Annotated in this window: 21 protein-coding genes; 13 read left to right on the forward strand and 8 right to left on the reverse strand. The window is 73.1% G+C overall.

The window, feature by feature from the left end; genetic code table 11:
* Positions 1 to 25: 25 nt before the first annotated feature.
* The 6 genes from ACZ501_RS29660 to ACZ501_RS29685 all read left to right on the forward strand — a co-directional run bounded on the left by ACZ501_RS29660 (position 26) and on the right by ACZ501_RS29685 (position 5,445).
* Complete coding sequence (locus tag ACZ501_RS29660; RefSeq protein ID WP_361598547.1) at positions 26 to 304, forward strand: ubiquitin-like small modifier protein 1; 279 nt, start codon at positions 26 to 28, stop codon at positions 302 to 304.
* Positions 305 to 705: 401 nt separating this feature from the next.
* Complete coding sequence (locus tag ACZ501_RS29665) at positions 706 to 912, forward strand: cold-shock protein (RefSeq protein WP_008743607.1); 207 nt, start codon at positions 706 to 708, stop codon at positions 910 to 912.
* Positions 913 to 1,255: 343 nt separating this feature from the next.
* Positions 1,256 to 2,878 carry a chaperonin GroEL gene (gene groL / locus ACZ501_RS29670; RefSeq protein ID WP_361598550.1) on the forward strand — a complete coding sequence of 541 codons (1,623 nt, stop codon included), beginning with the start codon at positions 1,256 to 1,258 and terminating at the stop codon, positions 2,876 to 2,878.
* A gap of 144 nt (positions 2,879 to 3,022) precedes the next feature.
* Positions 3,023 to 3,634, forward strand: coding sequence for a phosphoribosylanthranilate isomerase (locus tag ACZ501_RS29675; RefSeq protein WP_468799548.1), 612 nt, complete (start codon positions 3,023 to 3,025; stop codon positions 3,632 to 3,634).
* Between the two features lie 262 nt (positions 3,635 to 3,896).
* Positions 3,897 to 4,589, forward strand: coding sequence for a hypothetical protein (locus ACZ501_RS29680; RefSeq protein WP_361598556.1), 693 nt, complete (start codon positions 3,897 to 3,899; stop codon positions 4,587 to 4,589).
* A gap of 193 nt (positions 4,590 to 4,782) precedes the next feature.
* Positions 4,783 to 5,445: a LamG domain-containing protein gene (locus ACZ501_RS29685; RefSeq protein WP_468799550.1), complete on the forward strand. Its 663-nt coding sequence runs from the start codon at positions 4,783 to 4,785 to the stop codon at positions 5,443 to 5,445.
* A 13-nt stretch (positions 5,446 to 5,458) separates the two neighbouring features.
* On the opposite strand, the gene ACZ501_RS29690 is transcribed toward ACZ501_RS29685, so the two are convergent.
* Positions 5,459 to 5,803: a protease inhibitor I9 family protein gene (locus ACZ501_RS29690; protein ID WP_468799552.1), complete on the reverse strand. Its 345-nt coding sequence runs from the start codon at positions 5,801 to 5,803 to the stop codon at positions 5,459 to 5,461.
* Positions 5,804 to 6,176: 373 nt separating this feature from the next.
* Here ACZ501_RS29690 and ACZ501_RS29695 point away from each other — a divergent pair, with 373 nt between their 5' ends.
* Positions 6,177 to 7,367, forward strand: coding sequence for a S8 family peptidase (locus tag ACZ501_RS29695; RefSeq protein ID WP_361598565.1), 1,191 nt, complete (start codon positions 6,177 to 6,179; stop codon positions 7,365 to 7,367).
* 3 nt (positions 7,368 to 7,370) lie between these two features.
* On the opposite strand, the gene ACZ501_RS29700 is transcribed toward ACZ501_RS29695, so the two are convergent.
* Positions 7,371 to 7,625, reverse strand: coding sequence for a DUF397 domain-containing protein (locus ACZ501_RS29700; protein ID WP_468799554.1), 255 nt, complete (start codon positions 7,623 to 7,625; stop codon positions 7,371 to 7,373).
* A complete protein-coding gene (locus tag ACZ501_RS29705) occupies positions 7,609 to 8,442 on the reverse strand; it encodes a helix-turn-helix domain-containing protein (RefSeq protein WP_468799556.1) in 834 nt (277 codons plus the stop codon). The genes ACZ501_RS29700 and ACZ501_RS29705 overlap by 17 nt, the downstream gene beginning before the upstream one ends.
* 113 nt (positions 8,443 to 8,555) lie before the next feature.
* Between ACZ501_RS29705 and ACZ501_RS29710 the strand changes: the two genes are divergently transcribed.
* Together ACZ501_RS29710 and ACZ501_RS29715 are read left to right on the forward strand one after the other, a co-directional pair.
* Entirely contained in the window at positions 8,556 to 8,774 is a 219-nt protein-coding gene (locus tag ACZ501_RS29710) for a hypothetical protein (RefSeq protein ID WP_361598574.1), read from the forward strand.
* Positions 8,771 to 9,454, forward strand: a complete 684-nt coding sequence (locus tag ACZ501_RS29715; RefSeq protein WP_468799558.1) for a hypothetical protein — start codon at positions 8,771 to 8,773, stop codon at positions 9,452 to 9,454. Before ACZ501_RS29710 ends, ACZ501_RS29715 begins: the two co-directional genes overlap by 4 nt.
* A 23-nt stretch (positions 9,455 to 9,477) precedes the next feature.
* Here the strand turns inward: ACZ501_RS29715 and ACZ501_RS29720 are convergent, their stop codons facing one another.
* The gene (locus ACZ501_RS29720; protein WP_361598580.1) at positions 9,478 to 10,971 is read right to left on the reverse strand and encodes a PTS transporter subunit EIIC; all 1,494 of its coding nucleotides are present in this window, start codon (positions 10,969 to 10,971) and stop codon (positions 9,478 to 9,480) included.
* Between the two features lie 55 nt (positions 10,972 to 11,026).
* Positions 11,027 to 12,007 (reverse strand): N-acetylmuramic acid 6-phosphate etherase, encoded by a 981-nt coding sequence (murQ, locus tag ACZ501_RS29725; protein WP_468799560.1) that lies wholly within the window; start codon positions 12,005 to 12,007, stop codon positions 11,027 to 11,029.
* A gap of 142 nt (positions 12,008 to 12,149) precedes the next feature.
* On the opposite strand from murQ, the gene ACZ501_RS29730 reads away from it, so the two are divergent.
* Positions 12,150 to 12,527, forward strand: a complete 378-nt coding sequence (locus tag ACZ501_RS29730; protein ID WP_361598586.1) for a hypothetical protein — start codon at positions 12,150 to 12,152, stop codon at positions 12,525 to 12,527.
* A gap of 7 nt (positions 12,528 to 12,534) precedes the next feature.
* The gene (locus tag ACZ501_RS29735; protein ID WP_361598589.1) at positions 12,535 to 12,807 is read left to right on the forward strand and encodes a DUF4031 domain-containing protein; all 273 of its coding nucleotides are present in this window, start codon (positions 12,535 to 12,537) and stop codon (positions 12,805 to 12,807) included.
* Between the two features lie 6 nt (positions 12,808 to 12,813).
* Here ACZ501_RS29735 and ACZ501_RS29740 read toward each other — a convergent pair whose 3' ends face one another.
* Both ACZ501_RS29740 and ACZ501_RS29745 read right to left on the reverse strand, forming a co-directional pair.
* The gene (locus ACZ501_RS29740) at positions 12,814 to 14,034 is read right to left on the reverse strand and encodes a Cmx/CmrA family chloramphenicol efflux MFS transporter (RefSeq protein WP_361598592.1); all 1,221 of its coding nucleotides are present in this window, start codon (positions 14,032 to 14,034) and stop codon (positions 12,814 to 12,816) included.
* Positions 14,035 to 14,124: 90 nt separating this feature from the next.
* On the reverse strand, positions 14,125 to 14,784 hold the full coding sequence (locus ACZ501_RS29745; protein ID WP_468799562.1) for an HD domain-containing protein: 660 nt from the start codon (positions 14,782 to 14,784) through the stop codon (positions 14,125 to 14,127).
* Positions 14,785 to 14,915: 131 nt separating this feature from the next.
* On the opposite strand from ACZ501_RS29745, the gene ACZ501_RS29750 reads away from it, so the two are divergent.
* On the forward strand, positions 14,916 to 15,608 hold the full coding sequence (locus tag ACZ501_RS29750; protein WP_361598598.1) for a copper homeostasis protein CutC: 693 nt from the start codon (positions 14,916 to 14,918) through the stop codon (positions 15,606 to 15,608).
* A gap of 470 nt (positions 15,609 to 16,078) precedes the next feature.
* Here the strand turns inward: ACZ501_RS29750 and ACZ501_RS29755 are convergent, their stop codons facing one another.
* Positions 16,079 to 18,070, reverse strand: a complete 1,992-nt coding sequence (locus ACZ501_RS29755) for a HelD family protein (protein WP_468799661.1) — start codon at positions 18,068 to 18,070, stop codon at positions 16,079 to 16,081.
* Between the two features lie 448 nt (positions 18,071 to 18,518).
* Between ACZ501_RS29755 and ACZ501_RS29760 the strand changes: the two genes are divergently transcribed.
* Positions 18,519 to 18,704, forward strand: a complete 186-nt coding sequence (locus ACZ501_RS29760; protein ID WP_361603723.1) for a hypothetical protein — start codon at positions 18,519 to 18,521, stop codon at positions 18,702 to 18,704.
* Positions 18,705 to 18,740 lie beyond the last annotated feature (36 nt).

Below are 18,740 nucleotides of genomic sequence, written 5' to 3' on the forward strand. Positions count from 1 at the left end.
CGACACCCGGAAAGGCGGTAGCGCCATGAGCGTCAACGTCCGCATCCCCACCATCCTGCGCACCTACACCGGCGGCGCCGCCGAGGTCCCGGCCGAGGGCGCGACCCTCGCCGAGGTCATCGACTCCCTGGAGCAGAACCACCCGGGCATCGCCGCGCGCGTCCTGGACGACCAGGGCAAGCTGCGCCGCTTCGTGAACGTCTACGTCAACGACGACGACGTGCGCTTCGAGGGCGGCCTGCAGACGGCGACGCCGGACGGCGCGGGCGTCTCGATCATCCCCGCCGTCGCCGGCGGCTGCTGACGCGCGGGTGTCGCGCTGACCTTTCATAAACAGAATTGCCCCCTCCGCTAATAAGCGGAGGGGGCAATTCTGCTTGATTGGGCGCGGTAGAGTTGGGCAGTCCCCTCCGCTGTTCTTGCCCGCCGCATATGAGCGGGCCGCCGGATGGTTGACATTGAGTCAACATGCGCGTGCCTTTTGGGCCTTTGGTGCCGCTTGTCTGGCCCGAGTTGCCCTGGAATACTGCAAATTTTCACTCTATTTCAAGCTTTCCGTGTGTCCAGATTTCTCGGCGGATTGACCTGTTGCTGACAGCACCGGTGCGGATACATTCAGCCGCGGTCGAGGCGTTCCGGCGCAAGTTCTGACCCGGGACCGCGAAGTGCGGTCCCGCGCAAGGGCCAGTAATAGGGGAGTTAGGCATGGCTCAGGGCACCGTCAAGTGGTTCAACGCGGAGAAGGGCTACGGCTTCATCGCGGTCGACGGTGGTGCGGATGTGTTCGTCCACTACAGCGCCATCCAGATGGACGGGTACCGCACCCTTGAAGAGGGTCAGCGGGTCGAGTTCGAGATCTCGCAGGGCCAGAAGGGTCCGCAGGCTGACATGGTCAAGCTCGCGGCCGGCTGAGTCGAAGCGCGATCGGCCACCGACGCTCGCACACACGCATGAGGGGCCCACATCCTGGACAGGGATGCGGGCCCCTCCTGTGTGTCGGCCCCAGGTCGCCTGCGTGTTGCCCGAAGCCGCTTGCACTCGCGGGGGTCGAGTGCTAATCATTGGCGTTAGCACTCTCCTGGTGAGAGTGCTACTCAGACGAGGACCGGGCCGGTGAGGCCCGCAGGGTCCGGCGGGAAGGAACCGCCGGGTCCGCAGGCCGTCCGTCGCGGGCGCGGGCGCGGTCCGGAGCAATCCACCCTCCCCTCACGCCTGGCGGCGTAGGGGGAACCCCAGTCCTGGAGGACCACTTCAGATGGCCAAGATCATTGCGTTCAACGAGGAGGCCCGGCGCGGTCTCGAGCGTGGCATGAACCAGCTCGCCGACGCCGTCAAGGTCACCCTTGGCCCCAAGGGTCGCAACGTCGTCCTTGAGAAGAAGTGGGGCGCGCCCACGATCACCAACGACGGCGTCTCCATCGCCAAGGAGATCGAGCTCGAGGACCCGTACGAGAAGATCGGCGCCGAGCTGGTCAAGGAAGTCGCCAAGAAGACGGACGACGTCGCCGGCGACGGTACGACCACCGCCACCGTCCTCGCCCAGGCGCTCGTCCGCGAGGGCCTGCGCAACGTGGCCGCCGGTGCCAACCCGATGGCCCTCAAGCGCGGTATCGAGAAGGCCGTCGAGGCCGTCTCCGCTGCCCTGCTGGCCCAGGCCAAGGATGTCGAGACCAAGGAGCAGATCGCTTCCACGGCCTCCATCTCCGCCGCCGACACCCAGATCGGCGAGCTCATCGCCGAGGCCATGGACAAGGTCGGCAAGGAAGGCGTCATCACCGTCGAGGAGTCCCAGACCTTCGGTCTGGAGCTGGAGCTCACCGAGGGCATGCGCTTCGACAAGGGCTACATCTCGGCGTACTTCGCCACCGACATGGAGCGTATGGAGGCGTCCCTGGACGACCCGTACATCCTGATCGTCAACTCCAAGATCGGCTCGGTCAAGGACCTGCTGCCGCTCCTGGAGAAGGTCATGCAGTCCGGCAAGCCGCTGCTGATCATCGCCGAGGACGTCGAGGGCGAGGCCCTGTCGACCCTGGTCGTCAACAAGATCCGCGGCACCTTCAAGTCCGTCGCCGTCAAGGCCCCGGGCTTCGGCGACCGCCGCAAGGCCATGCTCGGCGACATCGCCATCCTCACGGGCGGTACGGTCATCTCCGAGGAGGTCGGCCTCAAGCTGGAGAACGCCGGTCTCGACCTGCTCGGCCGCGCCCGCAAGGTCGTCATCACCAAGGACGAGACCACCATCGTCGACGGTGCCGGTGACAGCGACCAGGTCCAGGGCCGCGTCAACCAGATCCGCGCCGAGATCGAGAACTCCGACTCGGACTACGACCGCGAGAAGCTCCAGGAGCGCCTCGCGAAGCTGGCCGGCGGCGTGGCCGTCATCAAGGCCGGTGCCGCGACCGAGGTCGAGCTCAAGGAGCGCAAGCACCGCATCGAGGACGCCGTGCGCAACGCGAAGGCGGCCGTCGAGGAGGGCATCGTCGCCGGTGGTGGCGTGGCCCTGCTCCAGGCCTCCTCGGTCTTCGAGAAGCTCGAGCTCACCGGTGACGAGGCGACCGGCGCCAACGCCGTGAAGCTCGCGCTGGAGGCCCCGCTGAAGCAGATCGCCGTCAACGGCGGTCTCGAGGGCGGCGTCGTCGTCGAGAAGGTGCGCAACCTGGCCGTCGGCCACGGTCTGAACGCCGCGACCGGCGAGTACGTCGACATGATCGCCGAGGGCATCATCGACCCGGCGAAGGTCACGCGCTCCGCCCTGCAGAACGCCGCGTCCATCGCCGCGCTCTTCCTGACCACCGAGGCCGTCATCGCCGACAAGCCCGAGAAGGCCGGTGCCCCCGCGGGCGGCGGCATGCCGGGCGGTGACATGGACTTCTGATCGGCCCCTGGCTGATCGGCTGTTCTCGAACGAGGGCGGCACCCCCGGCGGGGTGCCGCCCTCGGGCGTTCCCGGAGACGGACGGCGGTGCCCGGCTGCCGGGACGGATCACCATCGGTCCCCGGGCTTTGGTTGACTGGGGGCATGAGCGATCTGTTCGTCAAGATCTGCGGGCTGAAGACCGCGCACGACGTCGACGTGGCCGTGGAGGCCGGGGCCGACGCCGTCGGGTTCGTCTTCGCGCCCGGCAGCCCCCGGACCATCGGCGCCGCCGAGGCCCGGGAGCTGGCCGCGCGGGTGCCGGACGGGGTGCTGACCGTCGGGGTGTTCCGGGGGCAGTCCGTCGAGGAGGTGCGCCGGCTGACCGAGGAGAGCGGCGTACGCGGCGTACAGCTGCACGGCGACGAACCGGCCGCGCACTACGCGGAACTGCGCGCCCCGGGCCGGACGCTGCTGCGCGCCACCGCCGAGCACGTCGGGCGGTGCGGGGAGTACGGGGAGGACCTGCTGCTCATCGACGCCCCCGACCCGGGCTCCGGCAAGCCCTGGAACTGGGGCTCCGCGGAATTCCGGGCGCCCGACGGGCGGTGGCTGCTGGCCGGCGGGCTGAACCCGGGCAACGTGCGGGAGGCCGTCAAGGCGACGCGGGCCTGGGGCGTGGACGTCTCCAGCGGTGTCGAGCGGGAGCGCGGCGTGAAGGACCCCGGGCTGATCCGCGCCTTCATCGAAGCGGTGCGGGGTTCCTCGCACGGGTGACGCCGCGGGCGTGGGCGGCGGGTGTGGGCGGTGGTAGCCCGGCGTGCCGCCGTCAGTCCGCGGAGCTAGCCTGGAACTGGACGCAGGTGCCCGGCGCGCGGGTTCTGGACCGCTGAACTGCCGGTCCAGGGCGGGCGGGTCCGAGGTGGACGAGGCCGTGTGCGCCCCCTCCTCCCCCGCCTCATCGCACCCGGGCCCTCGGCGCGCTCGCGCCGTCGAGGCGTCCGCCCCCATCGGTGCTTTCCCGGCAAGGAGGGAACGCATGAACAGGCATGCCCGTTATGCACTTCTCGCCCCGCTCCTGGTCACCGCGGTCGCCATGCCGCCCACGATGGCCGCCCACGCCGCCCCCGCCCCGCTCACGCCGTCCGCCGCCCCCCAGGCGGCCTGCAAGCTCGTCGTGGCACCCGGCACGAATCCCGTCGAGTACGACCTGGTGATGACCGGCTTCAGGGGCGGTCAGCTGCTCAGGGTGTCGGGCCCGGAGAAATTCCAGCGCAACGCCAACGGCGCGGGCTCCGTCACGGAAGAGGACGTCAAGAAGGGCGCCTACACCGTGACGAGCGGCTGGGGCAGGAACGAGCGGAAGACAGGCTGCACCAAGGATCCCAGGCCGCCCGCGCCCGTCAAGGTCCGGATCACCGACGCGGACATCACGGGCGCGTCCACCACTCCCGCAGCGGTCGACTGCTCCAAGCCGCAGAACGTTACGTTCCAGGGCAAGTTCACCGGTACCGGAACCGGGGAGGTCGACTACTTCTGGTCGGGCCAGGGCAAGCAGTCCGCGCCTTCCCTCAAGTTCAACGCCCCGGAGACCCCGACCGGTCCGTTCGTCGTGAAGTCCCCCACGCGCGGGGCGCCCAATGAACCGATCCCCAAGGTGACCGCCAACCTCTCGGCGGGCAACGTGGCCGACTCGTTGACGTTCACGCTCACCTGCGCGCCCGGGACCTGACCGGTCGCCCGCGCCCGCGCCGCCGCCCCCGCACCCCCGGGTGCCGGGGCCGCGGCGTGTCCGCGCCGGTGCGCAGGGGGCGCACGACGGAACGTGTCCGCGCAACTACTCTCCGCGAAAATCGCGGTGCGTCCGGGTCGTGCCGGGGCATAGGCACCGTATGGTCACGCCACCGCTCGCATGGCTACGGCGCGTGACGCCGCGCCGCCTCTCGCCCGTCTTCACCGCCGACTTCTCCTCCGCCGCCCAGTGGGTGGCGGGCCGTTCCTGGGCCTATCCCGACGGCGGCCCCGTCAACCCAGGCGACAACAAGCTCGACCACCTGACCGCCGACCCCGCCTACAGCCGCACCGGCACCTTCCGCGCGACCCTGCGCCCCGACGGGAACTGGGACGCCGGGCTGCTCACCACCGAGGGCAGCGACGAGGGCTTCGAGGTCCGCACCGGCGACGTCCTGGAAGCCCGGGTCCGGCTGCCGGAGGAGACCGGCGCCTGGCCCGCCATCTGGACGTGGCGGGACGGGGGCCAGGAGATCGACGTCTTCGAGTACCACCCCGACAACCCCGACCTGCTGGAGCTGTCCAACCACGTCCGCGAGGCCCACCGCTACCACCGCGACCCGGCCGTCCACCCGGGCGCGTGGCTGGACCTGGAGGTGGAGTTCGGCCGCAGATCCGTCGTCTGGTGGGTCAACGGCCGGCGCGTCTACTCCGACGGCCGGGGCGTCGGCCGGGGCTGGCACGCGTACCTGATCGTCAACCTGTCCGTCTCCGCCGGCCGCTACCACCCCGCGCCCGGCCCCGGCCTCACCGAGATGTCGTACGAGGTGTCGCGGCTGCGCGTCCTGCGGGCCTGAGGGAGGCGCCGCCTCAGGCGGGGACGCCCGTCGCCGCGCCGTCCTCCTCGACGGACTCCACGACCGGGGTGTCCCGCAGCGCCTGCACCTGCTCGGGGGTGAGGCGGGCGGCGAAGCCGTTGGCCACCTCGCGGAAGACGTGCGTCGGCCGGATCCCGTAGGCGGCCGCGACGGCGGCCGGGTCGAGGCCCTCCCGGACGCTGACGAGGTACGACGGCTCGTCGGCGGCCGGGACCGCCCAGGCGGCGGGCGCGGGCGCGGCGTGGGCGGGCAGGGCGACGGGCAGGGCGGCTACGGCGGCCAGTGCGGCGGCGGCTACGGCGGCCGCCCGCAGGGGCCGGCTCGGGCGATTGCGCATGACCGGGAGGTCATCACGCGCGCCCGCCCCGGTCAACGACCCGGGCGGCGCGGCGCGCACGGGCGGAGGTGAAGAACGCGTGCGCCCCCTCGACGGGTGCGCGGGACCCTCCCCGTACGGGTGAACTTGCCGGACCGCTCCCCGGACGTCCGGGCAGGTGAACGGCTCAGGGCGTCAACCAGGAAGGATCCTTTCTGCACCGGGCGCGGGGAACCGCCGCCGGACGGCGCCGGGCCCGTGGGCCAAGCGGGCTGGTCGGTTCAAGTGCCGCTCGGGGGACGACCGAAGAAGGGGACGGCCGCATTCCGGAAGGTGCCCGCGCACCGCTGCCCCCGGGGCGGCCACACCACCCCTTCCTCTCGGGAGTTCCCTCATGCGCCTGATCGCACGTGTGGCAACCGCCGCCCTCATCACCCTCGCCCCCGTCGCCGTCGGCACGGCGTCGTCCGCGGACACGCCGGAGGCGACCCCGGCACCGCTGCGGACGTCCGCCGACGCCGTGCCCGGCGAGTACATCGTGACCCTCGACAAGGGCATGGACGCGGCCAAGCTCGCGAAGACGCTCAAGCTGAAGCCGAAGCACGTCTACTCCACCGCCGTCAACGGCTTCGCGGCCCCCCTCACCGCGCTCCAGCTGGAGACCGTCCGCATGGTCGTCGGTGTGAAGGCGGTCGAGGAGGACACCCGGGTGACCTCCGTCCCGGTCCCCTCCGCCCCGAGCGCGACCAGGGCGCCGTCCACCTCCTGGGGCCTGGACCGGGTCGACCAGCGGAGCCTGCCGCTGAACGACAACTTCACCGTCCAGGGCAGCGGCGCCGGGGTGAACGCGTACATCCTCGACACCGGCATCGACTACGCGCACACCGAGTTCGCCGGCCGCGCCACCTTCGGCTTCGACGCGATGGCGGACGCCGCGACCCAGAAGGGCCAGGACTGCAACGGCCACGGCACGCACGTCGCGGGCACGGTCGCCGGCTCCTCGTACGGCGTGGCGCGCAAGGCGAACCTGGTGAGCGTCCGCGTCCTCGGCTGCGACGGCAAGGGCTCCTACGCCGGGATCATCGCGGGCATGGACTGGGTGGCGAAGAACGCCAAGCAGCCCGCCGTGCTCAACGCCTCCCTGGGCGGCCCGAAGTCCGACGCTGTCAACAACGCCGCCAACGCCCTCTCCGACGCGGGCGTCCTGCCGGTCGTCGCGGCGGGCAACGACGCGCAGGACGCCTGCAACGTCTCGCCCGCGTCGTCGGACCGCGTGGTCACGGTCGGGGCGTCCAACCGCTGGGACGAGGAGACGACCTTCTCGAACTACGGCCGGTGCGTCGCCCTGTACGCCCCCGGCCAGGAGATCGTCTCCGCCCGCCTCGGCGGCGGCAGCGTGGCCCTGAACGGGACGTCCATGGCCGCGCCGCACGTCACGGGCGTCGCCGCGCTCTACAAGCAGGCACACCCGACGGAGCTCCCGGCGGACATCGCCAACTTCCTGAACGAGGAGTCCACCAAGGACGTCCTGACCTCCGTCAGCAAGGGCACGCCGAACCAGCTGCTGTTCTCGTCGGGCCTCTGACGGTCAGAGTGCCGCGATGAAATCGGCCCAGGCCCGTGCGTGGAACACCACGTGCGGGCCTTCGGGCTGCTTGGAGTCCCTCACGGGGACGAGGTCGGTGTGGGCGTCGCAGACCTCGACGCAGTTGCCGCCGTCGCCGGCGCTGTGGGTGGACTTCCGCCAGGTGGCGACCTCCAGGCAGTCGCCGCCAGTACCGTCGCTGTAGCTGGACTTGTGCCAGATGGCTGTCGACAGGTCGTACTCAGGCATGGGCTTCATGCTCGTATTCCTCCGCCACTGACTCGATCAATGCCAGTGACATGCGCGGTGGCAGTGCGCTGGCCGTGAGGAGATCGTAGGTCAGCGTATGACGGGCGACCGTAGCTGGATCGTCCAACAGCATGCCCATTGCGTTGCCTTGGATGTAGGCGAGTGGGGGAGCGTCCGTGAACGACATCAGCTTCAAGGTGCCTCCCATGGATGCGTGGGCACCTGCGTTGAAGGGGAGAACTTGGACGATGGTTCGGCACGCCCGGATCAGGCCTGTGATGTGCCGTAGGGCTGCGGCCATCACGGGTGCGCCTCCGACTGTCCGCCGGAGGACGGTCTCGTCAAGAACGCACCACAACTCCGGCCTTGTTGGGTCCTTCAGTAGAGCGGCGCGGTCGAGTCGGTTCCTGACCAACTCGTCGATGACATCCTCGGTCGCGGTCGGCTGGTATGCGCGGAAGACCTCTCGCGCGTACGCCTCGGTCTGGAGCAACCCCGGTACGGCAAGGGGCGCGTACTCCCGGATGGACACGGCCTCCGCCTCCGCTTCGGCTGCCTCCGCGAAGTGGTCGGGGTACTTGGACTTGCCGTCCTTCCCGCAGTTGCGGGTGAAGAAGCCGTCCGTGCCCAGGATCACGTCTATCGCCTTCGCCAGTTCGAGCGTGATCCGGCGGGTGCCCACTTCCATCTGGCCGACGTACGAGCCGCTCACGAAGAGCCGCTCGCCCAGCCCCGCCTGGCTCATTCCGGCGCGTTCGCGGGCTACGCGGAGCTCGGCGCCGAGCAGGGCGCGGGGTGAGGAGGGATCGAGCTTCTTTCGTGGCATGACAACTCCCGGTCCAGCATGTGCGGTTGCTGTGGTGGCCCACTTGAAGGCTAGCCACCTCATCGCCACTCTGAGTGCAGAATCTGATTACTCAGAGTGGAAGGTGACATGTCATGGTGATGACGGCGAAGGAGCGGATGCGCGCGGCCGAGGAGGCCGTGCGGCAGCTCAAGGGCGCGCTCGACGGGGTCGGGGTGGTCTTCCCGTCGCTCGGCGTCGACCCGGTCTCCGCCGCCGGAACGTACGGCCTGCCCCTGGTCGACCTCGGGCGCTGCAACCTCGACACCGCGCTCCGGCTGGCCGCCGTACTGCACGAGCGGAACGGCGCGTGAGCGGGTCGGTGGACGCGGCGCAGTTCGCGTTCGAGCTCGGCTGGAAGCTGCGCGGCCTGGAGGCGGACCTGCCCGGCGGCGGGTGGCGGCGCCCGGGGCTCGGGCTCGCCGTAAGGGCCAGCCCGCACGGGGCCGACGGGGCGTGGACGGCCGTCGGGGACGACGGGGAGCGGCGGCAGACGCGCAGCGCCGACACGGCGGACGAGGCGACGGCGCAGGTGCAGGAGGCGTTCGGGGTCACGGGGTGGCGTCCGCAGCCGCCCCCGCCGCCGGGGTGGCAGCGGTTCACGCTGATCCACTGCCCGGTGGGGGAGTGTCCCCCGTACGAGGACGCGCGCTACGACCGGCTCAAGGCGGAGCCGCCGCGCGGGTGCGTGCCCGAGGAGATCGGCGGGTACTTCGGGCTGCGCTGCGAGCGGCCGGGTGCCCGGCTGCTGGACGCGGTCGCCGCCGTGTGCGCGGAGGTCCGGGAGGGGTACGGGCTGCTGATGGACGACCTCGGCATCGAGAAGCTGTGGGGGTGGTCGCCGGACGGGACGGACGGCTGGGGCGCCGAGACCCTCGGCCAGCTGCTCCTGATGGCGGCCGAGCGGGGCCCGAAGCTCGGTTACTCCGTGGAGGACCTGGTCCGCTTCCTGCGCACCGCCGCCGGGGGGCTTCCCGAGCCGGGGCGTCCGTAACGGGTCCGCCCGCAGCCGAGGGGTCAGGCCAGGGCCGGCTCCTTGGCCGCGGCCGTGCCCGGGGGGTCCGCCGGTCCGGGGCCGGTGTCCAGGTCGGCCAGCATGCGCGGGGTGAAGCCGAAGAAGTAGGTGGCGGCGAAGCCGACCAGGTAGCCGACGGCGAGGCCGCCCGCGTAGACGGCGACGGTCAGGCCCATGCCCGACGTACCGTCCAGCAGCGGGAACAGGGCCCAGCCCGAGGGGCCGATGGCGGTGGAGCCGAAGGCGACGCCCAGCTGGTTGCACAGGCCGACGAACGCGCCGCCCGCCGCCCCGCCGGCGCAGGCGGTGACGAACGGGCGGCCCAGCGGCAGGGAGACGCCGTAGATCAGCGGCTCGCCGACGCCGAGGAAGCCGGCCGGGAGCGCGGACTTGATGGTGGTGCGGATCGAGCCGTTGCGCGGGAGGCGGCAGTAGACGGCGAGGGCCGCGCCGACCTGGCCCGCGCCCGCCATGGCGAGGATCGGCAGCAGGACGGTGTAGCCGGACTGCTCGATCAGGGTGGTGTGGATGGGGATCAGGGCCTGGTGCAGGCCGAGCATCACCAGGGGCAGGAAGAGGCCGCCGAGGACCAGCCCGGCGAAGGCGCCGCCGGTGGCCAGCAGCCAGTCGGCGAAGGCGCCGATGGCGGTGGAGACCTCACCGGCGAGGTACATCAAGCCGAAGAGGGTGACCAAGCCCGCGACGAGGACCGTGAGGGTCGGGGTGAGCAGCACGTCCAGGGTCCCGGGCACCCGGCGCCGGCACCAGCGCTCCACGCGGACGGCGAGCAGGGCCGCCGCCAGCGCGCCGAGGACGCCGCCCTGGCCGGGGGAGAGGTGCTCGCCGAAGGCGTCGATCTTCGCGACGCCCGGGAAGACGATGATCGCGGCGACGGCCCCGCCGAGGACGGGAGTGCCGCCGAACTCCTTGGCGGTGTTGAAGCCGACGAAGACGGCGATCAGGGACAGGAAGCCGGAGGCGATCGCGGCGAGGGCGGGGACCACGGCCGGGACCCAGCCGAGGTTGGTGAGCAGGCCGTTGAGGCCGGCGATGACGCCGCAGCCGATGAGGGCGGGGATCAGCGGGACGAAGACGTTCGCGATGCGGCGCAGGAAGAGCTTGAAGGGCGTGGAGTTCCGGGCGGTGCGGGCCTCCTTCAGCGCGGCGCCCTGCGCGGCGAGGTCCGCTGCGGTGACGCCGGCGGCGGCGGGTCCGGCGGCGGCCGGCGCGGCCGTGCGGGCTTCTTCGACCAGGGCCTCGAACTCGGGCGTGACGCGGGCGACGGTGCCGGGCCCCAGCACGATCTGGTAGGTGTCGTCCTCGACCACGCCCAGCACGCCGGGCACGGCCCGCAGGGCCGGGTCGTCCACCAGGGAGCGGTCGCGCAGGCCGATCCGCAGGCGGGTCATGCAGTGCGCGATGGAGCTGATGTTGTCCGGGCCGCCGACCAGGGGGAGGATCGCGGCGGCGGTGGCGCGGTTCTTGTCAGTGGACATGTACTCGCCTTGCGTCGGGGGTACGGGCGGATACGGGCGGTCCTGCCGGCCGCGGTTACGGGGTACGCACCTGCGCGGCCTCGGCGAGGGCGGCGCGGAGGTGGCCCCGCGCGCCGGCGAGGAGGCGGGCGGCCTCGGGGCCGTCGACGCCGCCGAGGAGGACGAGGACCGCGTCCTTCACCTCGCCGCCGGTCGCGGTGAGCGCGGCCTCGATCTCCGCGTCGGGCGCGCCGGTGGCCAGCGCGAGGATGCGGCGGGAGCGGGCGCGCAGCTTCTCGTTGGAGGCGCGCACGTCGACCATGAGGTTCCCGTACGTCTTGCCGAGGCGGATCATGGTGACGGTCGAGATGAGGTTCAGTACGAGCTTCTGCGCGGTGCCCGCCTTCAGGCGGGTGGAGCCGGTGAGGAGCTCGGGCCCGACGACCACCTCGATGCCGTGCTCGGCGGCCGCGGCGAGGGCGGAGCCGGCGTTGCAGGACAGGCCGACGGTGAGCGCGCCGAGGGTGCGGGCGAACTCGACCGCGCCGACCGCGTACGGGGTGCGGCCGGAGGCGGAGACGCCGACGACGGTGTCGTCGGCGGTCAGGGCAAGGGCGGTGAGGTCGGCGGCGGCCAGTTCGCGCGAGTCCTCGGCGCCCTCGACGGCCTTCAGCAGGGCTCCGGGGCCGCCCGCGATCAGGCCGACGACCTGGTCCGGGTCGGTGTTGAAGGTGGGCGGGCACTCGCTGGCGTCGAGCACGCCGAGCCGGCCGGCGGTGCCGGCGCCCGCGTAGACGAGCCGGCCGCCGCGGGCCATCCGTTCGGCGATGGCGTCGACGGCGGCGGCGATCGGCTCGGCCTGGGCGGCGACTGCGGCGGGGACGGTGGCGTCCTCGGCGTTCATGATCCGGACGATCTCCGGCGTGGGCAGCCGGTCGATCTCCGCCAGCTCCGGGCGGAAGGCCTCGGTGGTCAGGGAGTCGAGCTGGGCGCGGAGGGCGGCTGAGGCGGTCGTGGCCGCGGGGGCGGCGGCGGTTTCCCTGCGGTTCTCGCTCACGCCTGGAACCTATTTTCCGGCGGGGCCGGGGGCAAGAAGGCGCGAGCCGGCGGCGCGGCGGGTGCCGGGCGGGTAAAGGCGGGGGAAAGGGCGGGGAAAGGAGGCCTTCGCCAGGGGGCCCGTACGGGTCCACAATGAGCCCATGGACCACGCGACCCCCCTGGAACAGGCGCTGCACGTCGCCCGTGCCCTCGTTCTCGCCGATCTCGCCGCCGGTGAGGTCGCCGATGCCGATGTCGTTTCCCTCGTCGAGGACTCGGTCACGCACCGCCGGTGGTGGGTGGAGCAGTGGCCGGAGGGGGTCGACTACCTCGCCGGACTCGTCGCGCAGGACGTGAAGGACGCCCTGCTGGAGAAGTACGGGCGCTGGCCGCTGTGCCCGGTCTGCGCGCACGGCGATCCGCACGCGCTGGACGTGGAGCCGGAGCTCGGACGCGACCCGCACTGGGTGTGCTCGGAGGCGGGCGTGAAGGTGGCGGCGGTGGGCGGTCTCGGCCCCGTCTTCCACCCGGGACGGTGAGCCGCCGGTGACGGTGTACATCGACCCGCCGGTCTGGCCGGGACACGGCCGCATGTGGTCGCACCTGGTCAGCGATGTCTCGTACGAGGAACTGCACGCCTTCGCGGCGGGCATCGGCTGCCCGCCGCGGGCCTTCGAGCGGGACCACTACGACGTGCCCTCGCACCGGTACGCGGACGCGGTGGCGGCGGGGGCGGTGGAGGTCGGCAGCAAGGAACTCGTCCGCCGCCTCACGGCGGCGGGCCTCAGGCGGCCGAAACACCGGCCGCCCGCGGCCTGAACACCCTCACGTACTGCTGACGGTGTCCGCCGGTGCCTGGTGGGACGGCGATCCGGCCACCACGCGGGCCGCGCGGGCCGGCGTACGGCGCTCCAGGCGCAGGGCGATCACGGTGAGGGCGATCGCGGTGACGGTCATGGCCGCGCCCGCCCAGGCGGGGGAGGAGAAGCCGTACCCGGCGTCGATGACGGTGCCGCCGAGCCAGGGGCCGCCGGTGTTGCCGAGGTTGAAGGCGGCGGTGGTGGTGGCTCCGGCGAGGGTGGGGGCGGCGCCGGCGATGTTGAACATCCGGGCGTTGAGGGCCGGGGCGGTGAAGAACGCCGAGACGCCGAGCAGGAACGACAGGGCGATCGCGGCGGCCGCACTGGAGGCCAGCACGGTGAGCGCCCCGAGGAACACCGTCGAGGCGGTGATGCCCCAGAGCAGCACCCCGAACAGGTGCGCGTCGGCGATGCGGCCGCCGACGGCGGTCCCGATCAGCGCGCCGACGCCGAAGAGGCCGAGGATCCACGGCACCCACCGCGCGTCCAGCCCGGCCACGTCCGTGAGCAGCGGCGACAGGTAGCTGAAGGCGCAGAAGACGCCGCCCGCGGCGAGGGCGGTGACGCCGATCGACAGCCACACCTGGCGGTCGCGGTAGATGCGCAGCTCGCTGCTGAGGCGTGGCTTGGCGTCGGGCAGCGGGATCTTCGGGATCAGCGCCAGGATGCCGGCGAGGGCGACGGCGGAGGCCGCGCCGACCGACCAGAACGCGGAGCGCCAGCCGAACTGCTCGCCGAGGAAGGCGCCGGCCGGGACGCCGAGGACGTTGGCGACGGACAGGCCGCCGATCATGACGGACATCGCGCGGGCCCGCTGGTCCTTGTCGACCATCGCGATGGCGACGGCCGCGCCGACGGCCCAGAACCCGGCGCAGGCGAGGGCCGACACCACGCGGGAGGCGAACAGGAACCCGTACGAGGGGGCCAGCGCGCCCGCCACCTGGCCGAGGCCGAAGAGGCTGATGAGGGCGACGAGGGTGGTGCGGCGCGGGAGGCGCAGGGTGGCGACGGCCAGCAGCGGGGCCCCGATGACCATGCCGATCGCGAAGGCGGATATCAGCAGGCCCGCCTGCGGGATGGTGACGTCCATGTCCTCGGCGATCGGCGGGAGGAGTCCGGACAGCATGAACTCGCTGGTGCCGAGTGCGAAGACGGACAGGCCGAGGACGTAGACGGCGACGGGCATGCGGGCTCGGGACGGTGATCGGGAGGCTGAGGGCATGTTCTTCCCGAACCGTCGTGAAGCGGGACGCATTCCCGGGCACCGGTGCGTGTGTCAGGTCAGCGCGGTCAGCTCGGCCTCCAGGTTGCGGCGGGCCGGGGCCTCCCAGTGCGCGGCGCCGTAGGGGGTGCGGAAGAGGCGGGGCAGGGCCAGCAGCTGCCGCAGGACGGCGGCGCGGCCGGTGCGGAAGGCGTCGTCGGGGACGAAGCCGTACTCGGCGCGGACGGCGGCGGCGTAGGCGGCGTAGGCGTCCGGCTCGCCGGCGAGGACCCCGAGGTCGGCGTCGCACAGCACCTCGCCGTTGGTGTCGCCGGGGGCGGGGTCGTGGGTGACGGTGAGCCGCACGAGGCGGGCGACCTCGGCGGTGCGGGCGGCGTCGACGCCCAGCTCGGGCAGGGCGCGCTCGGCCAGGGCCGCGCTGCGCTCCTCGTTCTCGGAGCGGTCGGGGCGGTAGACGGCGTCGTGGAACCAGGCGGCGAGCTCGACGGCCGCGGGGTCGGCGGCGTGGTCGTCCAGGACGCCGATCCGGGCGAGGACGTCGGCCAGGTGGGCGGTGGTGTGGTACCGCCGCTGGGGCTCGGCCCAGGCGGTGAGGAGCCGGTCGGCGTAGGGGGCGGGGTCGCGGGTGGCGCCGGCGGCGGTGGCGGTGGCGTGCCAGCGGTCGCGGAGGCGGGCGTTGTCGGGGGCGGTCTCGGGCGTGGCGGGCGTGTCCATGCGGCCATTGTGGGGGTGGCGTGATGGTGCTGGTGGAGGGTGGGGTGGGCCCCGTACTCTGCATATTGGACTAGACCTATTTGGGTGAGTCCTACTCCACTTCCGAGCCGTCTTCCGAAGGATGGGATCACATGAGCAACCGTGCACTCCTGGAGGTGATCGCCCTCGACGTGGAGGACGCGGTCGCCGCCCAGGCGGGTGGGGCGGACCGACTCGAACTGGTCACCGACATGGCCGCCGACGGGCTCACCCCGCCGCGCGAGACCTTCGCGGCGATCAGGGCGGCCGTCGACATCCCGCTGCGCGTGATGCTCCGCAGGGCGGACGGGTTCGCGGCGGGCGACGCCGCCGAACTCGCGCGGACGGCGCGGGCGCTGCGGGCGGAGGGGGCGGAGGAGTTCGTCCTCGGGTTCCTGCACCCGGACGGCAGCCCGGACCTCGACGCGGTCGAGGCGGTACTGGCGGAGCTGGACGGCTGCCGGTGGACGTTCCACCGGGCGATCGACCGGGCTGCGGACCGGGACGGCCTGCGCAAGGCGGTCGCGGACCTGCCCGGGCTGGACACGTACCTGACGGCGGGCTCGGCGGCCGGGGTCGCGGAGGGGCTCCCGGTGCTGGTGGCGGAGGCGGCGGCGGGGCGGCGCGGCGAGCCGGGGTACGGGCCGCGGCTCCTGGTCGGCGGCGGCCTGGCCCTGACGCACCTGCCGGTGCTGCGGGAGGCGGGGATCGACGCGTTCCACATCGGCGGCGCGGCCCGTCCCTCCGGGTGGGAACACCCGGTCTCCCCGACGGCGGTCGCCGCCTGGCGCGAGGCCCTGGCCTAGCCGGCCCCTGCCGTGTCCCGGCGGGCGGGGTTCGGGGGGTGCCGCGCCCGTACCGGGCCACTCCGCCGCGGCGGTGCCGTCCGGGCGCTGCGGCCGTCGCGCGGGCCGGGCCCTGCGGGGCTTGCCCCTCCCCGCCCTTCGCCCGTTCCCCGGGGCTGCGCCCCGGACCCCTGGGGCTGCGCCCCGGACCCCCTGGGGCTGCTCCCCCGGACCCCTGGGGGCTGCTCCCCCGGACCCCCCGTGGCTGCGCCCCGGACCCCCGCGCCTCAAACGCCGGCGGGGCTGGATGTGCCGGCGGCGTGTGATGCGCGGGTCCGGGCAGCGCCCGGGGAACGGTGGAAGGGCGGGTAGGGGACCTCGCCCGCGCAGCGGCCCGCCCACCCGCAGATGACCCATCGGCCCCAGCCACCCACACCCACCCCCGCCCGCAACCGGCGGACGGAGTCCGGCGCAGCCGCGCGGGCGGCGCGTCAGGAGGGGTCGGACAGGGCCGGCGGGAGGGGGGCCGTGTGGAGGGTCGTGAGGCCCGAGACGGCTCGGGTGAGGCAGACGTACAGGCGGCGCAGGCCCGTGCGTTCGTCCGGCTCGCCCGCCACGATCGCCGCCGGCTCGTCCAGGACCACGTAGTCGTACTCCAGGCCCTTCGCCAGCGACGCCGGCACCAGCGTCAGGCGCGACTGCGCCGTCGTCTCCTCACCCGGCGCCAGGTACGGCAGGCCCGCCGCCAGCAGGGCCTCCGCCAGCACCGGGATCCGCGCGTCCGCCGCGATCAGGCCGATCGAGCCCTCGTGCGCGAGGGAGGCCCGGCAGGCGGCGACCACGTCCGCCGTCAGGCCGTCGGCGTCGGCGGACCGGGTCACCGTCAGCGAGCCCGGCGTCTCACGGACCGAGGACACCGCGGCCAGCCCCGGGGAGATCGACGGCAGCAGCCGGGACGCGTACGCGATCACCTCGCGCGGCACGCGGAAGCCCGCCGTCAGCTCCTCCAGCACCGCTTCCGGCTTGCCCAGGTGCGTCAGCGCCTCCTCCCAGCTGCGCGTCGCCCACGGGGTGGTGCCCTGCGCGAGGTCGCCCAGCACCGTCGCCGAGCCCGTCGTGCAGCGGCGGCCCACCGCCCGGTACTGCATCGGGGACAGGTCCTGGGCCTCGTCGACGACCACGTGGCCGAGCGAATGCGTCCGCTCCACCAGGTCCGCCGCCTCGTCGATCAGCACCAGGTCCGCCGCCGACCACTTCGCCGACTTCACGCTGCGGAACGGCTTCGGCCACAGCAGCAGCTCCTGCTCGGCCTGCGTGAGGACCCCTTCCGCGTGCAGCGCCAGGAACTCCGCGTCCGACAGCAGCCGCAGCACCAGCTTCGCCGGGTCGACCGCCGGCCAGACCGCCTTGACCGCCGCCTTCACCGCCGCGTTGCGGGCCACCGCGTCCTGCACCCGGTCGTCCGGCGCCTCGCCCGCCTGCTCCATGCGGACGAGCACCGTGTGCGCGATCCGCTGGGGCAGCGCCTCGCGGGCGGCGCCGTAGCGGATGTCGCGGGCCTGGAGCTCGGCGACGATCTCCTCCAGCTCGTACGCGGGGACGCGCCACCGGCGCGAGCCGCGGACCACCATCAGGGGCTCGGTCGGCACGGTGACGTGCGAGCGGACCGCGCGGCGCAGCACCTCGGCCATCCGGGCGTCGCCCTTGACCACCGCCGTGGCGGCTGCGTCGGTGCCGCGTACCTCCAGCCCCTCGCGGGTGACGAGGTCGTCCACGGTCGCCTGCTTGACCTCCAGCTCGCCCAGGGCCGGCAGGACCTGCTCGATGTAGTGCAGGAAGGAACGGTTCGGCCCGATGACCAGGGTCCCGGTCCGGGCGAGGCGCTCGCGGTGGGCGTACAGGAGGTACGCGACCCGGTGCAGGCCGACGGCGGTCTTGCCGGTGCCGGGGCCGCCCTGCACGCAGACGGATCCGGAGAGCCCCGAGCGGACGATCTCGTCCTGCTCCGGCTGGATCGTCGCCACGATGTCGCGCATGGGGCCGACGCGGGGGCGTTCGATCTCCTGCTGGAGCAGCTTGCTGACGGCGGCCGACTCCGCCGGGTCGGACAGGTGCTCGTCCTCGTAGGCGGTCAGCTCGCCGCCGGTGTAGCCGAAGCGGCGGCGCAGCGCGACGTCCTGCGGGTCGGCCTTGGAGGCGCGGTAGAAGGGCTGGGAGACGGGGGCGCGCCAGTCGATGACCATGGGGTCGCCCCCGGCGTCGTGGACGTGGCGGCGGCCGATGTAGAACTGCTCGCCCTCGGCGCCCTCGGCCAGTTCCGCGCCCGGGGCGTGCAGGTAGTCGAGGCGGCCGAAGAAGAGCGGGGTGTGCGCGAGGTCGGCGAGGGCCTTGATGCGGTCGTCGATCTGCGCCTGGAGGACGATGGCGTTGACCCAGTTGGCGGTGACGTCGCGGATGTCGAGCGCCTCGACGTCCTCGCGCATGGCGCGCAGGGCGGAGCGCGAGGCCGACAGGTGGGCCCGCTCGCGGCCGAGCGGGTCGCCGGGGTCGGATGCGGTCGCCGTGGCGGGTGCGGTGTCGGGGGCGTGCGCGGACACGGGGAGGCCTCCAGCTGCTGGTCTGGTGTCTGGTGCTGCGTCTGGTGCGGTACGGAAAGCCCCCGGTTTCCGTCCGGAAGGCGGCTCTCCCCGATGGGGCGGCGGGAGGCGGCAAGAGCGGAGATTGTACGCAGCAGGGCGGGGCGGCGCGAATGCTTTTGAGGGGCCGGGCGTCCGGCGGGGGAGGCCCCCCGTACGGGTGTCATACCTGGGGGTGTCAGACCTTGGTCAGGGCTTCTCGGGGGTGGCGTGGGCCGTGAGGAGGACGCGGGGGGCCCGCAGGTTCCGTCCTGCGGGCGATGTGCGAAGAGGGGCGGAAACGCACCATGGATCCATGAGCACCGCAACCTTCGCCCCGGTCCAGGGCGGCCGCCCGAAAGGCGCCGCCGACACCTCCGACCACCGTTCCCGCCACCGCGTCGGCGACGTCCTGCGCGCGGCGAGGGTCTTCGCCGCCGCCGCCGTGAGCGTGGTCGTGCTGGGTGAGTACGCCGAGGACACCGGCCTCATACGCCGCTGATCCCCGGGCGGCCCGCGCGCTCACGGTGCGTGCGAG

The organism is Streptomyces sp. NPDC034085 (assembly GCF_055575555.1).

Coding starts and splice junctions, on each gene's coding strand:
- ACZ501_RS29660 (WP_361598547.1), top strand. CDS start 26: ATGAGCGTCAACGTCCGCATCCCCACCATCCTGCGCACCTACACCGGC.
- ACZ501_RS29665 (WP_008743607.1), top strand. CDS start 706: ATGGCTCAGGGCACCGTCAAGTGGTTCAACGCGGAGAAGGGCTACGGC.
- groL (WP_361598550.1), top strand. CDS start 1,256: ATGGCCAAGATCATTGCGTTCAACGAGGAGGCCCGGCGCGGTCTCGAG.
- ACZ501_RS29675 (WP_468799548.1), top strand. CDS start 3,023: ATGAGCGATCTGTTCGTCAAGATCTGCGGGCTGAAGACCGCGCACGAC.
- ACZ501_RS29680 (WP_361598556.1), top strand. CDS start 3,897: ATGAACAGGCATGCCCGTTATGCACTTCTCGCCCCGCTCCTGGTCACC.
- ACZ501_RS29690 (WP_468799552.1), bottom strand. CDS start 5,803: ATGCGCAATCGCCCGAGCCGGCCCCTGCGGGCGGCCGCCGTAGCCGCC.
- ACZ501_RS29695 (WP_361598565.1), top strand. CDS start 6,177: ATGCGCCTGATCGCACGTGTGGCAACCGCCGCCCTCATCACCCTCGCC.
- ACZ501_RS29700 (WP_468799554.1), bottom strand. CDS start 7,625: ATGAAGCCCATGCCTGAGTACGACCTGTCGACAGCCATCTGGCACAAG.
- ACZ501_RS29705 (WP_468799556.1), bottom strand. CDS start 8,442: ATGCCACGAAAGAAGCTCGATCCCTCCTCACCCCGCGCCCTGCTCGGC.
- ACZ501_RS29710 (WP_361598574.1), top strand. CDS start 8,556: ATGGTGATGACGGCGAAGGAGCGGATGCGCGCGGCCGAGGAGGCCGTG.
- ACZ501_RS29720 (WP_361598580.1), bottom strand. CDS start 10,971: ATGTCCACTGACAAGAACCGCGCCACCGCCGCCGCGATCCTCCCCCTG.
- ACZ501_RS29730 (WP_361598586.1), top strand. CDS start 12,150: ATGGACCACGCGACCCCCCTGGAACAGGCGCTGCACGTCGCCCGTGCC.
- ACZ501_RS29740 (WP_361598592.1), bottom strand. CDS start 14,034: ATGCCCGTCGCCGTCTACGTCCTCGGCCTGTCCGTCTTCGCACTCGGC.
- ACZ501_RS29745 (WP_468799562.1), bottom strand. CDS start 14,784: ATGGACACGCCCGCCACGCCCGAGACCGCCCCCGACAACGCCCGCCTC.
- ACZ501_RS29750 (WP_361598598.1), top strand. CDS start 14,916: ATGAGCAACCGTGCACTCCTGGAGGTGATCGCCCTCGACGTGGAGGAC.
- ACZ501_RS29755 (WP_468799661.1), bottom strand. CDS start 18,070: ATGCGCGAGGACGTCGAGGCGCTCGACATCCGCGACGTCACCGCCAAC.
- ACZ501_RS29760 (WP_361603723.1), top strand. CDS start 18,519: ATGAGCACCGCAACCTTCGCCCCGGTCCAGGGCGGCCGCCCGAAAGGC.